This is a genomic window from Microcoleus sp. Pol11C2 (assembly GCF_036701505.1).
Classification (GTDB): Bacteria; Cyanobacteriota; Cyanobacteriia; order Cyanobacteriales; family Microcoleaceae; genus Microcoleus.
Genome location: NZ_JAUBQX010000027.1, coordinates 1 through 14,433 on the forward strand (window position 1 = coordinate 1; position 14,433 = coordinate 14,433).

At 43.9% G+C, this 14,433-nt stretch carries 10 protein-coding genes and 1 CRISPR repeat array; of the genes, 1 reads left to right on the forward strand and 9 read right to left on the reverse strand.

Features of this window, described 5'->3' with window-relative positions; all coding sequences use genetic code 11:
- The 3 genes from QUA42_RS16520 to QUA42_RS16530 form a co-directional block, all read right to left on the reverse strand.
- A partial coding sequence (locus QUA42_RS16520) for a DUF4347 domain-containing protein (RefSeq protein ID WP_333138282.1) occupies nucleotides 1-303 on the reverse strand: 303 nt, incomplete at its 3' end.
- Nucleotides 304-1,076: 773 nt separating this feature from the next.
- A complete protein-coding gene (locus QUA42_RS16525) occupies nucleotides 1,077-1,481 on the reverse strand; it encodes a DUF4347 domain-containing protein (RefSeq protein ID WP_333138284.1) in 405 nt (134 codons plus the stop codon).
- A 360-nt stretch (nucleotides 1,482-1,841) separates the two neighbouring features.
- Nucleotides 1,842-3,329, reverse strand: coding sequence for a hypothetical protein (locus QUA42_RS16530; RefSeq protein ID WP_333138286.1), 1,488 nt, complete (start codon nucleotides 3,327-3,329; stop codon nucleotides 1,842-1,844).
- Between the two features lie 74 nt (nucleotides 3,330-3,403).
- Here QUA42_RS16530 and QUA42_RS16535 point away from each other — a divergent pair, with 74 nt between their 5' ends.
- Nucleotides 3,404-5,065: a glycosyltransferase family 39 protein gene (locus QUA42_RS16535; RefSeq protein WP_333138288.1), complete on the forward strand. Its 1,662-nt coding sequence runs from the start codon at nucleotides 3,404-3,406 to the stop codon at nucleotides 5,063-5,065.
- 556 nt (nucleotides 5,066-5,621) lie between these two features.
- Nucleotides 5,622-6,634: a CRISPR direct-repeat array (repeat unit 36 nt; unit sequence GTTTCCATTCAATTAGTTTCCCCAACGAGTGGGGAG).
- A gap of 303 nt (nucleotides 6,635-6,937) precedes the next feature.
- Here the strand turns inward: QUA42_RS16535 and QUA42_RS16540 are convergent.
- The 6 genes from QUA42_RS16540 to QUA42_RS16565 are packed head-to-tail and all read right to left on the reverse strand — an operon-like array spanning nucleotide 6,938 to nucleotide 14,336.
- Complete coding sequence (locus tag QUA42_RS16540) at nucleotides 6,938-8,515, reverse strand: hypothetical protein (protein WP_333138290.1); 1,578 nt, start codon at nucleotides 8,513-8,515, stop codon at nucleotides 6,938-6,940.
- The gene (locus QUA42_RS16545; RefSeq protein WP_333138292.1) at nucleotides 8,512-10,260 is read right to left on the reverse strand and encodes an RAMP superfamily protein; all 1,749 of its coding nucleotides are present in this window, start codon (nucleotides 10,258-10,260) and stop codon (nucleotides 8,512-8,514) included. The genes QUA42_RS16540 and QUA42_RS16545 overlap by 4 nt, the downstream gene beginning before the upstream one ends.
- Nucleotides 10,257-10,682 carry a hypothetical protein gene (locus tag QUA42_RS16550; protein ID WP_006634503.1) on the reverse strand — a complete coding sequence of 142 codons (426 nt, stop codon included), beginning with the start codon at nucleotides 10,680-10,682 and terminating at the stop codon, nucleotides 10,257-10,259. Before QUA42_RS16550 ends, QUA42_RS16545 begins: the two co-directional genes overlap by 4 nt.
- Nucleotides 10,682-11,512, reverse strand: coding sequence for an RAMP superfamily CRISPR-associated protein (locus QUA42_RS16555; RefSeq protein ID WP_333038472.1), 831 nt, complete (start codon nucleotides 11,510-11,512; stop codon nucleotides 10,682-10,684). The genes QUA42_RS16550 and QUA42_RS16555 overlap by 1 nt, the downstream gene beginning before the upstream one ends.
- The gene (locus tag QUA42_RS16560) at nucleotides 11,488-12,630 is read right to left on the reverse strand and encodes a type III-B CRISPR module-associated Cmr3 family protein (protein WP_333138294.1); all 1,143 of its coding nucleotides are present in this window, start codon (nucleotides 12,628-12,630) and stop codon (nucleotides 11,488-11,490) included. Before QUA42_RS16560 ends, QUA42_RS16555 begins: the two co-directional genes overlap by 25 nt.
- Nucleotides 12,609-14,336, reverse strand: coding sequence for a Cas10/Cmr2 second palm domain-containing protein (locus tag QUA42_RS16565; protein ID WP_333138296.1), 1,728 nt, complete (start codon nucleotides 14,334-14,336; stop codon nucleotides 12,609-12,611). Before QUA42_RS16565 ends, QUA42_RS16560 begins: the two co-directional genes overlap by 22 nt.
- Nucleotides 14,337-14,433: the final 97 nt, after the last annotated feature.

Consider the following 14,433-nt stretch of genomic DNA (forward strand, 5'->3'; position numbering starts at 1 on the left):
GTATTGCTCTATGTTATCTGAACCCAGAGCGGTATTGCCTAGTTGTAGGCTGCCTGAACTGCCGTGAGAAATAATGTGAACCGAGTCTATCGCCCCGTTAGTCGAGGCATATTTTTCAATTTCAGAGGTGATTTGTTCGATGCCGTTTTTGGTGCTATCGAGTATTACTACCTGCTGTCCCGGCAGCACTCCCGCTGTTATTGACTCGTAATCTTTTACGCCGGAGTCAATGAAGACTAAGCAGCGCGGTGGCATTTTTTCAAAAGCAGATTGTGAGTTAACTTTAGCGAATGTAGAACTCATATTGGAGACTCCATTAAGGGCATTATTAGTAGATACACCCCGGAGTTATCTCATCAGGCTTATTTGATTATATCTTAACACCCAATTGGGAAATTGGTGTCATTTTAAAAAAAAATTATTGATTTATTTTGCTCGGTATTTGCCTTTTGCCTCGTGACTAAAATGGAAATTGGAGCCTCTATCTATGGGAATAGATCGCAATATTAATCGGGAATATTGAAATAAATCTAGGTGCTATTATCCAATTTTTTTTTAACCTTATTTTGCTAATAGTAGCCTGAGTTGAGGGATGCAGAAATAGTGGAGGTAATTCACCCCCGAATACCTCCTCTTATATTTAGTAGTTTTTATTTGATTGTGAGATTTTACGTATAGGCACAAGGCACTACAGTTTACCTAGCTGTATTTCATCCAAGGTAAAACTGAATTATGTAGATTTTGAATAATTCTATATGCTTTGAAGTTGCTAGGTTTGCGATACACCCAAATACTGATTACCACGAGGTTTGGTCGCATTTACTAACAGTCAAAACGGTCTAATATTAAGTGGAACCCATCGCTAGAAATCAATTGGCTTATGGCGTGCTACCGACACTGTGACGACTGCCATCTTCACTACAAACGTGATTCAAATTATTCAGCGCGAATTGATATGATTGCAAATTGAGTCAGATTAAATCGTTGATTTCGATCGCCCCTGCCTACCTAATTACAATTGCATTCGGGTTCAGTCGCCCTCGGTACGTTCCATACCCTCCATTAAATCACTCTCCTTAATGAGCAAACAGTCGATCGCGCCCACCGCCGTTGCTGAGTGTATCACTATCTCGATCGGCATAACACGAACCAAGTCCGCTGTTTTGAGTCAGAGAACTATGCGATTTTGGCAATTGACTTTTGTATGGTTCCAGGTAATCTGAACTGAGGATAACAAAGCCTAATTGCAGTTTGCCCGAGCTGCCATCTGAAGTCGAGCCAACTTTGTCAATCTCTCTAAGGATAGAGGCATATTTTTGAAGTGCCGAGGTAAATTTCTCGATGCAGTCAGATTCCCCAGCCAAAATTCTGGAAACAAAATATCCACCTTCATTGATGCTGGAGTCATTGACTACAAAGCTTTTGGATGGGGGATTTGCGTATTCCAAGGCGGGAGTCGTTTCCCTGAAAGAAGTTAACATATTCCGTCCTCCAAGAGTGTGTTTAGCGGTAGATACAGCCTTGGAGTCAGAGCTTCTGAAACTGCCAGCGACCTTGTTTATTTCGCCCATTCTTATTTAACCTATCTATTAGTTTCCCCTATTTCTGCTGCACTGCCATCCGCGATCGCACGGAATTTATATTCTGCGTGTTTTCCCTTACTTCCGGCAAACGCGCAATTACCGATCAATCCGGTATCCTATCCGTGATACCACCTTCAAAAAAGAATCCAACTGTCAGCCCGTGCTTCAAACCTCGATAGTCTTCAGTCATTCCCCCATCTAAAATCTAAAATCTAAAAGGGTATGACACTTAGTAAATTGGCCTCGCAACTGCACCCCTCAAGATTCTGTGGAAGATGGCGGTTTTTTCCCTGCATTGCGAATATTAATAATCTTATTGAGCGCCTCAAACCAAAAAGCAGCCCCCATAGAAATAGCTACGCCGCTCAATATCCAGCCAAACAATTTTGCAATCAAAGCCGGCCACAATAAATTCCCCTGCTTATCTCGTTCTAAGCTGTTCTGTTCGCTCCATCCAAAAGGCAGAGCTACCTGATCCAAAGCTCGATCGACATCATTTTGAACTTTTGCAAGACTGGTTAAATTATTTGATTTAGTCTTAGCATTATTTGCCACCAACTGCTCAGCGTACAAATTAACAGTCGATCGCAACATCGAATCCTTCGACAACCGATTAATAATATGAATGCTATCAGCATTAGCAGCGACAGCGATCGCAGTTCCGAGCAAAATCGCTACCCCTCTGGCATTCCGCTTGTAAACACCAGAAGCACGCTCCATCGATTGGTCAAACCAAATTTCAATTTCTTTCTGAAACCGCTGCAACTGCTCTTGAGTATCTCCGCCGCTTTTTTCAGCGCGCTGCGCTAAAATATAAAGGCTACGTTTCAAAGATTCTGGCATACTGTCCAAGGTTTCTTGAATTTGTTGATAAATCGGACTCTCTTCTTGGATATCCATAATTTCTGCTACCGTATCTTGACTTTTTTTAACAGTATTTAACAGATTGCTGAAACTCGGTTGCAGTTGCCCCAGCAGCGCCACCCGCTCAATTTTGCTGTCAAAACGAGCCTTTACAAATGCCATCTGCCTCTGAAATTCTCTCCCTGCCAGCTCGGTTTCTGGTAGATAAACCTGAGAATCCTTAATATAAAATCCTAGCTTTTCCGACATCCGATCTAAGCTGTTGTTCAAATTTGCTAAATTGTTTTGATAATCTTCAACAACTCGATTGAACTCCGCATTCAGCCACCTAAATTCTTGCTCAATAATCGGTTTAGTAGCATCCGGCAAACTCAGATTTTCTCCAATCTGTTGAATTTGTGCTAATTGTAAATTTTTAAATCTTTCCAATCGGGTTTTAGAAATAGAGCTGAGCAAACTAGAAACCTTTAAAGTCTCCAAAAGGCTAGCAGAAAAACACTCGGCTGGAATATAAGAAGGCCCACTGGATTTATTGCCGAAAACATTTTTAGTACCCGTAACTCCGTGGTACAAATTCCCCATGCGGTGCGTAACAGAGCGGAATCCCTCTGATAAAAGCCCTTTGGCTCCCTGATTCAAATCCTTGATAATCGGATTGGCGTAAATCGAATGAGCCAAGTGTCCAACTCTCTTAAGTTGCAGGGGATCTTTCGCGCCTTCGCTGCCTCCAGAAATTAGCACTTCGATCGACTTCTTTAAATGTTCCGCCCGCCACTGCCAAACAGTAGCAATCAGTTCCTGAATTTCCGAAGCTAGCAAGCTTAAAGTCAGGTAGATAAAGACTAAGCCAATGATAATATCTATAATTACAGGCAAGTTCATGGTATTTTCCTAGTCGCAAATAACTGCTGTCTAAGTTTACCTTCAGTTTGGGACGCTCAAAACTCTCTTAACTTATGTCAGAAATCTTTCCATTCCTGGGCCGCAAACCGAAAAATCGCTGGAATGACAGCTTGACAGACAAAGTGTGGATGCTGGCTTTTCTGTTGGCTGCAGTGCTGATTTTCGGGCTGAATCTGGGCGGCGTGGCTTTGCGGGATTGGGATGAAGGCATTGCAGCGCAGGTAAGTCGCGAAATTTGGCGTGGCAACTTAAATTGGCTGTATCCGACGATCGACTCTATGCCTTATTTGAACAAACCGCCGCTGGTACACTGGCTAATCGGGCTGTGTTTTGCAGCAGGCGGTGTCAGCGAATTGACGGCGAGGTTGGTACCGGCGATGCTGACAGCCACTTCAGTGCCCTTGCTTTACGCCATTGGCAGGGAGTTGTTTCCTCCGCGTTCGATCGCCATTTTTTCTGCCCTAGTGTATCTGACGCTGTTACCGGTGGTGCGGCATGGACGTTTGGCGATGTTGGATGGAGCAGTTTTGTGTTTTTTGCTGGCGGCGATGTGGTGTTTGCTACGATCGCGCCGCGACTTGCGCTACGCTTTGGGAGCGGGAATTGGGTTCGGACTCATTTGCCTGACTAAGGGCGTCATGTTGGGGCTGCTGCTGGCTGGGATCGGCTGTATTTTTTTGCTTTGGGATACTCCGCGACTCCTCACTTCTGGGTATCTTTGGGGCGGATTGGCGATCGGAACATTGCCAGTAGCGGCTTGGTATTTTGCCCAATGGCTGCACTACGGCCAATATTTCATCCACGCTAATTTAGTTAACGAATCTTTCCGGCGCATTTCGGAACCTGTGAGCAGTCACAAAGGCCCGCCCTGGTATTATCTTTTAGAAATTTTAAAATTAGCTTGGCCCTGGCAGTTATTTTGGCTGCAAGGGCTGCGTTTGAGTTGGGAAAATCGCAGTTTTCCCGGGCCAAAATTAGTATTGGTTTGGACTGGAGTATATCTACTGGCTATTTCTGTGATGACTACTAAATTGCCGTGGTATGTTTTGCCAATTTATCCAGCTTTTGCTCTTGCCGTTGGCAGTTATATCGCTGAAGTTTGGGAGCAACTGTGGCTGCCGCCAGAGCCAGTCAAAGAGGAAGCAGAAGAACGTTTTGATGCTATTTCTTTGTTGCCTCATCCCGCGATTTTGGCAATGCTGGGTGTAGTTGCTGTCGTCGGTTGCGTGTACTTCAGTGGCTGGGTACGGCTCGGGGGACAAATTATGCCTCCCGAGCGTGATTTGCAGTTAATGCTGATGGTTGTAGGTTTGACAATGACAATGGCTGCAGTGTTGCTGCACCGCAAAGACCGGCAGTTTATATTAGTTTTAATTTGGGGAACTTACCTGACGCTGCTGGTATTGGTGGCTTCAGATAACTGGGTGTGGGAACTGGCGGAGGATTATCCGGTTAAGCCGATCGCCGAAATTGTCCGCACAGGAAGTCCGGCGGGTCAACAAGTGTTTACTTCTCACCGCTTGGGTCGTCCATCGCTGAATTTTTACAGTCAACGCCAAGTTATTGTCGCCGACGCGCCAACGCTCAAACAGAAATGGCAATCTCTTCCTCAACCTTATTTTCTGTTAGAAAAACCTGTTTTAAAACATTTAGGTTTGCAGAATGCTGAGATTGTCAAAACAGCGGACGATTGGGTTTTGGTAACTCGAAAATAAGCGATCGCGTGTGCCCAAATTCTCGTAGGACCGGATTTCACCAACCATCTATGTCAGAAACCAACAATATAATAAACCCGCCCCCACCCAACGACTGAGAATAGTTATATTTTGCCCCGATTACGGGGCTTTTTTTTGTGCTTGTTAATTCTTCGCAACTCGGATTGATTGCAGAAATTTGAGTTGTAAAAGTTTGTCTTTGGAGTTTTCCAGAGGTTAAAAATTTGGAGCTTTTGGCACTACAGAAGGCTCTGATTTTTGAATTTCTGTTTGCGGTGTCGGGGGGGTCGAAGCCTCCTTCGATTCCGCATTAATAGAAGACTTCGACACACTTTGTCTTAGCTATGTATTTCTAGCAAGTGACAAGTTAACTTGCTAGACAGTGCCGTAACCCTTCGGCTGGGGGATAGGACGATGCCTTAAGGACGTTCACTCTATGCGGTAGAGGCGTCCCCCAAAATTAGGCTATTAGAAATCTAGTCTTTTGTCAACAGCTATTTATGGTTTCCCTTAAACTGTCGCATTAATAGAAGACTTCCACTAATTTTGTTTTAGCGTTTCCATTCAATTAGTTTCCCCAACGAGTGGGGAGTTGAACGAGGTACTTGGGCTATCGAAGAAGTCGCGATCAACTTGTTTCCATTCAATTAGTTTCCCCAACAAGTGGGGAGAAACAATTTGACTATAAACCCTTTAAGTTAGCTGGGTTAATGTTTCCATTCAATTAGTTTCCCCAACGAGTGGGGAGGCTACTAATGAAGTCCAGGCGCTAATCGACGCGGTACGCCGGCAGTTTCCATTCAATTAGTTTTCCCAGCGGGTGGGGAGTTTTTGGAGATACAACAGATCACGATGCCAACACTCGTGCATTTCCATTCAATTAGTTTCCCCAGCGAGTGGGGAGGCTGTTAATGCGCTGATTGCAGGATTTGACGCGGCGCGGGGGTTTCCATTCAATTAGTTTCCCCAACGAGTGGGGAGATTTTATTCGGAATGGACGGTCAAGTTAGTATTCCGGTGTTTCCATTCAATTAGTTTCCCCAACGAGTGGGGAGAGTGCTATATTGCCCAAGAATACCCGCAAGGAATAGCGTTTCCATTCAATTAGTTTCCCCAACGAGTGGGGAGATAAATCAGCCGGGACGCCGTGGGCAGTCATTGAGTTTCCATTCAATTAGTTTCCCCAACGAGTGGGGAGCAGAAATGGGAGAAGATAGCAGGCAAGTTGCCAGAAGTTTCCATTCAATTAGTTTCCCCAACGAGTGGGGAGAAGAGAAAAAAGAGCTTCTTGATTTCGCAGCTTTAGATTGTTTCCATTCAATTAGTTTCCCCAACGAGTGGGGAGGTAGAAAGAAGACCTGAGTTAAAAGAGTTGATTCAATAGTTTCCATTCAATTAGTTTCCCCAACGAGTGGGGAGAACATGATCAAATTTTCGAGCTAGTAATAGACTCAAATGTTTCCATTCAATTAGTTTCCCCAACGAGTGGGGAGAATTCATCGTCTCTCTAAAGTGAATCCTGGTATTATCTCAGTTTCCATTCAATTAGTTTCCCCAACGAGTGGGGAGTCCTCTATGATACACCCAAGACAGTGCAAGGTGTCTAGAGGTCATTTGCGAGGCTCAGATATTTTGTGTGGAACTTAAACCTGTGTTCGCTCAAAATAATCGCTGAAATCCTTGCCCCGTAAAGCTGCGAGGCTCGCGACGGAAAAAGGTCGTTTGAGTTAATTTACTGCCAGCCTCGCAGCATTAGCTAAATAATCACTGACCCCGGTGCTTTTGTCACCAGCGCTCCCACTCCCAAAACTTCCACCTCTCCCAAAGTATGACGCGACACCGCATAAAACCGGATGCTGCGATATACCAATTTTAGGTTTGAATGTTGTTAGGGGCGATCGCCCCTACTAATTCCTTATGCACTTTCGCCATCAAACTAGCTTCTTCAAGAGATGTAAATTCTTCTAGCAAATCTTGTTTGGCAATAAAATTCATGCAGCTTAAAATCCGCTGTTTCCACTCATCTTTATTTTGAGTATCCCAAGCAGCAAAAACCTCTGATTCTTGTAAACCTTCTAGACGATGAAAGCAATTATTGCGTTCTTTTTTAGCAACTTCCCAAACTGTTTTAATGTCTGGATGGTTTTGCCAATCAGGTCGAGCTTGTTTTAGCAACTCATAAAGTTGATCGCCATACAGTCCTAAATTGCGCCGATCTTGAAAGTTTTTTTGCAGATTTTTAGACAGTGCATTTAAGTAGTTAGGTAATTCTTGACAAATGGAAATCTGAATTTGAAGTCCATATTTTGGATCTTGAACGATGTGAGAACGAAAACGCTTTTCCGCCCACTTAATAATCGAGCCTTCAGCAGCACGGAAGCTATGAAATAACGCATCAACCGTACTGCCTTGTTCCAAGCGAACCCAAGCGAGATACATAGATTCAAATCCTGACTGATACCACGGAAAATTAGGGACTGGTAACAATTTGCGATCGGCTAAAATTTTCTTGAATTTTTGAAATTCAGCAAAATTCCACTGTTCTCCTGCATCTAGTAAATCTTTGATGCGTTTCTCTTTAGGGTTATTTGGAGCTATTTTTGTCAGCCCCAAAATATCCCGAACACCTGCATAATCATGCCGCTCCAAAAGTGCTTTTGCCTCCTGTAGTTGAATAGCTCCGAGATAAGCAGAACGAGGGATCTTACGAGTTTCTAGATTATACTCATTGCTAACTAAAAACTCGACATTATTTCTAAACCGTGCCAACGTGACAAACTGTACAGCCGATGAAATAGCTGGAGTTCCTGCTTGATGGCTAACATATACCGTCTTAATTTCTTCATTTTTGATTTCTTCACCATCAAACTTAAAAGTGCGTAGCTTTTCACGAACCAAGTCGAGAACGTAGTTCCAATCATCTAGTCCTTTATCCGCAGATGTCGGAGATAAAAAAACTGGTTCGCATTTTGCTTCGGGGAATTTATCCAGAAAATACCTCTTCAAAATTGGCTCCAACTTGCAGGTATCTTGCCAGTAAGCACATTTCGTTTTCTGTCTCGCTTTCTTATCTTTGAAAATCTCAGATTGATCTGTTAGTATAATAGCGATCGCATCTGGGTGAGATATTTTGAACTCTCCCACAAAATTATCTAGCAGGGGAAAGGTTAGATACGACCAAATTTCATCTTGTACATTCAAAGAACTTGACTCATAAACCGTCCCCAAAACTCTGGCTTCAATCCGGTAAAACTCATCATCATCACTCTCATTATAAGATTTCTTGGGTACAAAAAGTATATCGTGGCACTCTTCCTTAATCGCCTCATCATACCATTCATACCAAACCTTATGGCTTCTTTGCTTCTCAGTTAGGCCCTTTTCACGAATTATTTTATTGCTCTCAAGTTGCACATCACTGCTACCGATTGTGACAATCCAAATATTCATTCTTGCTCTCCTCCCCACAGTAGGTTAAATCCATCAGGTTTGGTATTCAGAAAATCCAAAAAATCATTTGACTCTTTTGAACCATCTGGAAAAAGCGCGATAAGTTCCAAATAGCGAGGAGTTGGTTTAATAATCGGCTTTCTCGGATTTTCGGGATTATTTTTAACAACGATTAAAGGGTAAAGTCGATGCCAGATCAGACTAATTTGCCCAATTTTTCCTATTACAGATGATGGATAAATTGATCCTTCTCGCTGAATGCCTGGTATTTTTTGTTGGTAGGGTTCGTGAAACCAGCGCACGGCCGCACTTTCATCAGTATTGTCTGCAATTCTACCCCAAACCTGAACATTACTTGGATGCCAAGCTTCTCGCCAATTTTTTGCCCATTCAGTTTGTCGTAGCCGCTTGTTTTGAGATTGTATCCACTCTCTAGCTATTTGTCGGACTATCTCTAAAAATTCACCTACCTTCTCTAATCGGCTAACCTGCACATTTCGTGATTGTGTATTCTCTCCTAACCATTGCCAGTGACAACCAATCAATGCTTTGTAGCTATTTTCGTAATATTCTTCAAAAAATTTGCGGTGATCCACTCGTCGCCATGATTTACCAAATCCTCCCATAACCATTGCAAACTGCATTAACTTGCCAACCAACTTTTTTAGAAGAGATTCTTGTTCGGGGTCAGCTAATGGTTTAGCTAAAAACCAAATCAGTTCTCCCTCAACTTCGTAGGCAGGTTGAGCATACTTCCCAGAACCAAAAGATTTTACTTCTAATTTAGAAGCATGAAATTGGAACCCAAGCAACCCCACGTTTGCTTCTTTTTGCTGGATACCTCCAAACAAGTTTTGTACTAATTCTTCTGCGGCTTTACTATCTGTTAGGCCACCAAAAATCCTTAAGGCATGACCGCGCAGTGCAGCTCGAAAAATGTTAGGACGAAACTCTCCGGTACCATCAATCCGTTTAGCAGCTTGTCCTTGTCCTTTGAGTTTTGCCCGATAAACAATCGGGTGAGAAGTTTTGGTAATTTGTCCGTAACCTGTAGAGACTTTTGAACCTAATCCCGCGGCGATGGCTGCTTCCCAAATTTGCCAAATTTGCTGCCACCGATCGCATGATAGCGGTTGAGAACAGGAGATAGCAAATCTTAGGGTCGGCTGGTAAAGAGAAACTTGAGCGTATGCACTCTCGCCTCTTGGTTTCTCATCAGTATCGCGAGTCATAACTTGCCAACCCTGTTGAGGATGAACTAAGTCTAGTAACCCTTGTGTCCAATCATTAGTAGGATAAGCGCCCTGAAAGCGCAAAATACCTGGTGTAATTTCAGACTCATCGCCACAATAATTATTACAGGTTCCTAGTGGTATATCACCTGCTTTTTCCGCTTGTTCGCAAGCTTGGCGAAACGCTCCTTTCATACTGCTACCAGGATAAAAGGGCATCCCTGAAGCACCGATTACAGGACGAAGCATTCCATCATCTTGCCCGCCATTGGTGAGAAACCGCCAAGAGATTTGATAAGATTTTGCTCCGTAGGTCTCAGTCTGTACGTCTTGTGCATCTTCCGCAGAAATAAACTCAGCTTTGTCAGTCCATTCATCTGCCCACCTTTCAACATCTTGTGGTTCGCCTGCCCTTTTCTTGTCAGGATCGAGATATTGCAGTTGCGATCGCCCTTGCACCTGTGCCCGAAACATCATGGGAATCTTTTTGTGTGCATTAGGAATCAATTTCATTGACGGCCCTCCCGAACTTTATAGCGTTGCGTCCACCACACAAGACAATCGCATAATTGAGTCAAAACTGCGATCGCCACTCGCTGATCTTCCACAGGCAATGCCCAGAGACTTTCAGACATCGCCTGAATTTCTCTAGTCGGAATCTTGCCATTACTATCAGGATGTAAAGGCTCGTTGGGAATCGTCACCCCTCCCTTCTCCATGATTGTTTCTAGAGCATCCCAAGTTTCTTTCCAGAAAATTGATTTGTTTTCTTCTTTACCTTTAAGTCGCAAGTGTTCGCCCCAAAAGCGCTCTAACCCATAAGCTACAGCCATTCGCATATTATGGGACTGATTGAGGGATTTTGGATCGCGCTCCCGTGCGTTGAGCACTAGCTTTTGAGCAGCGCGATCGAGTTCGTAAGATTTCCAACCCATTACTGATAATCTCCTGAAAGCGATACAAGACAACGACCAAAACCAATTGATTCCAAACCACCGAAATATAACTCTGATGAATTCTCATTTTCGCCAAAGGGTTTCCAATCGGTTTGCTTCAACGCGATCGGAAATACTAAAATACTTCCTTCTGGCAAAGCTTCAGTATTGAAAAAAGCACCACCATCAACTTTTTTTTCGTTGGGTTTTTCTTTCGATCCCAATTTGACGCGACTCTGGCGATACAGTGCCATATCGTGCAGCATCGCAATATCGTTATCGTGAACCACAACTAACTTATTAGCATCTAAATCTGTCGTCCCCGCGGGAATCCAAGCTGATAAATCCTCCTCATGCTCAATTTCAAGAAACCCTAGATTGAAAAAGAGAATTTTGCCTCGGTCTTTCATTGGCCGACCCTGTAAACCTTTCTGTGCCGTGTAAGGTTCAGGAATATCTGCTGTCACGCCTGCAATGCGTTTAAACCGTTTCAACAGTAGAGGGCAACTTACCCAAACTACAGGCTGGCCAGGACAGAACACGGGGAACCAAACCAGTGAAGCATATTCAAACTTCACAAGTGCTTCGGTTGTCCCGCCATCAGAACGACCATCAACGGCTTCATGTCCGTACCATAGTTGTTCTTCGCCCGGTTCCCTATCTCTTAAATCTGCGCGAAACCGTCCCCGAATAGAACTGCCTGGAATAATCCCTGTTTGCGTAAACTGATCGCGAAAAATCAGGTTGAGATTGCCAGTTTCTTCCCCTGCGGTTGCCCCAACATGGACAGGTGCAAGGGTTTCAATTACTCCGTAAGCTTTGCGGTACATTGCGGTAATCCTTGAATATCAATGGGTAAACACAAACCACACCCCAAATGTTTGAGGTGAAATCCTTCTTTTGGGAACCACTCATCAGGGAAATCCCACCAAGTAAGTTCGAGGGGATGTTTGAAAACATAAACGCTTCCTGCTGGAACGGCGTAGCGTCCCCGGCCCAGTCGCCCGGTTTTCTTGGAATCGTAGCGCGAGCCCTCACCTTCTGTTTCTTCCTCTTTCCTGGAATGACCGATGCGATAGCGGTAGGGCACTGGTTTATCGGTCAACATTTTGAGTCCTTGCCGAGGAAAACTGGGATGGTGAGGGTAACGGTAGGATAATTTATTCGACCCCCAGACTCCAGGTGTAATCAGAGCAAAGGCTTGTTGAATTTTATTTTTAGGGTTAAGTAATCGATTGATTTTGTGTTTTTCTGAGAGAAAGTGACTTTCAATTTCCACCAGATGCCCTTCACCGCCCAATCGATACCACCCATTAGGTATTTCATAGTTAGAGAGATATACTAAGCAGTAATCTTCAGGAATCTGCACGGCGCTTTCTAAGAAAAGTCCGTTCTTTTCTACCACGTGACGCTCCTGGGCCTTGATTTTGGGATGCAGAAACGAGACAAATTCCCACGGTGCTTTGGCGATCGCTTTTCTTTCTCGCAGTTCTTCGGCGGGTAAATTCCAGGCATCAATCGACTGCCAACTATATTCTGGTTTCAAATCTTTGTTCTGGCGCTCCCACTGATGCTGACCCAGACACCATTTATCCTCATCTGCTTGAACAATCCCTGGTTCATCAGATTTCTTTTTCACAAAAACCCATTCATCATCCTCTTTTTCAGCAATTACTTGATGCCAGGGAATCGGCACGTAGAATTGTTTAGGTGTATCCTGTTTTGCCCAAAAAGGGCCTGAAATTACGAGGTTATCTCTAAGCTCTTGGTGAGAAGCAAACTTCTGTTCGCGATTGGCATTCAAAAACAGTCCCGCGATCGCGGCGCTATCCGGTGGAAACTTACTACCCGATCGCCCGACTAGATTCTCTGGAGACAGAAAAGCTCCCGCACTGCCATACATGAATCCCAAAGGGGAAACCGTAATTAAATATTGGAATTTCGACATAGCTGCCATCCCACTTGAACAAGGTCATCGATCCAATTCACGATCGCAGAGTCAGAGTTATCCCCTGCCAAATCGATCCATTTCCTTTCTTGCTTAAACTGCTCTCCGGCGTTATCGAAATATAAATTGAATAGAGCAAGAGCTAGTTCCTTGTTGATAGAAAGCTCTTCCATTTCTTGAAGTCGAATTGCATGGCGTGCTTTTAGTTGCGCCCAATCGTTGTAGATGTGAGTCCAGTTGGGTTTTTCCCCCCAAGTTTTACCATCTCGATCGTGATAATTCCTCAACACATGAATATAGTCCCAAGGACAAGTCCACTGCACAAATTGACCGCTGTTAAAAACTACTCGAAGTGTAACGCGATCGCGCCCCAAACTTTTTGCCCGTTTTTCCGCCTCCCGACAGTGTTGCAAAATATCTCGCTGTGGAACCTGATGCCCCGCCCAAACAAAACCTACACTATAGGTAAAATCAAGATTAAATTCCTGCTTAATAGTGTTTTGATGATCTTTCCAGTGGTCTTCTAGCGTTAACAACCAATTCAAAGCCTCTATCGGTTTCACTTTCTCAGGCTTTTCTTGTCTATCAGTTTTCTCACTGTAAAGCACTCCGAGAAAGTCATCGCCACCAGCATAGATGACACGCCCCTTACCTTCAGGAAATAAATCTTTTTTATTCTGAAAATCTTTTCCCCAATTCCTCATTAACTCAGTGAAGCTTTTGAGGTCATCTTCTTGTTTATTTTCATCATTTTCAGGGCGCGTGGCAAGTTCTTTAAGCTTATCTCCAACCTGGTCGCCATCGCCCATAAACCAGCCTGTCCAATATCCGGCGTCTCGGAAAATATCCTTGAAGCCTTCATCCAATTCTTCCATGCCAATTTTTTTAGCAAGCTTGGGTAGAGTTACTAAACGCTTCACCAGTTCTGGAATACTTAACTTTTCGCCCGCAGCAATAAACTTGCCGCTGCTGTCTTCCTGAAAGTATTTTTCCAGTTTTTCATCTGAGGGAATGGACTCTTTCGTTCGCTGTCTAGCTAGATGATTTCGAGAGTAAGGATCGTCCAAAATCCAAGCGAGGCGATGATAGAATTGTTTGAGTTGTCGTTGCTCAGTTTCCTTGAGCGATCGCCCTGGTTCTTTTGACTCTTTACCTAGTTGATGCCATGCGATCGCATCTGTCCCAGTCAGACTCGAACTTTCACCCATCCAGTTGATAGCTGTCCAATCTCGCTTTAGCTTGCGAGTCTCCAAGTCATCCATTGCCTTTTTGATGGCTTCTTTGTCAGATTCACCGTAGCCCCAAAAAATTTCCCAGGTATAGCTTCCCCACCGTTCCCACTCTCCTTTTTGTCTGCCTTTTTTATCTTCTGTTTGCGACCAGTAATATTGGTCTTTTGGGATATCAAGATTGTCTTCTATCCACTCGCGACAAACCTTTAAGATTTCTTGCCATTCTTTTAAGAGAGTATTTTGGACGTCATTGCGCTCAAATTTTCCCTTAATGAGAATTCGGTTTGGCATTCCTTCTTGTATAGTAGGCAATCCAGGGGAAATCACGTTAAGTCCTAAAGACTCTGCTTTTTGTACGAGCTTAAAACTCAAAAAAGATAAAATCAGCGAGGCCCCATACAAATCTCGGAGTTTGCGGGATTTCTCGATAAAGCCTTGAACGGGTGCAAAGGCGATCGCAGTGTATGCAGACATAAATTCAATTTTAAGGCGGTCAATGCCCACCTGAATGCTGCTGGTAGTGTCCCAAGTAGCCTAACTGCTTAAGTTCTACTCAACTCAATATATCAGC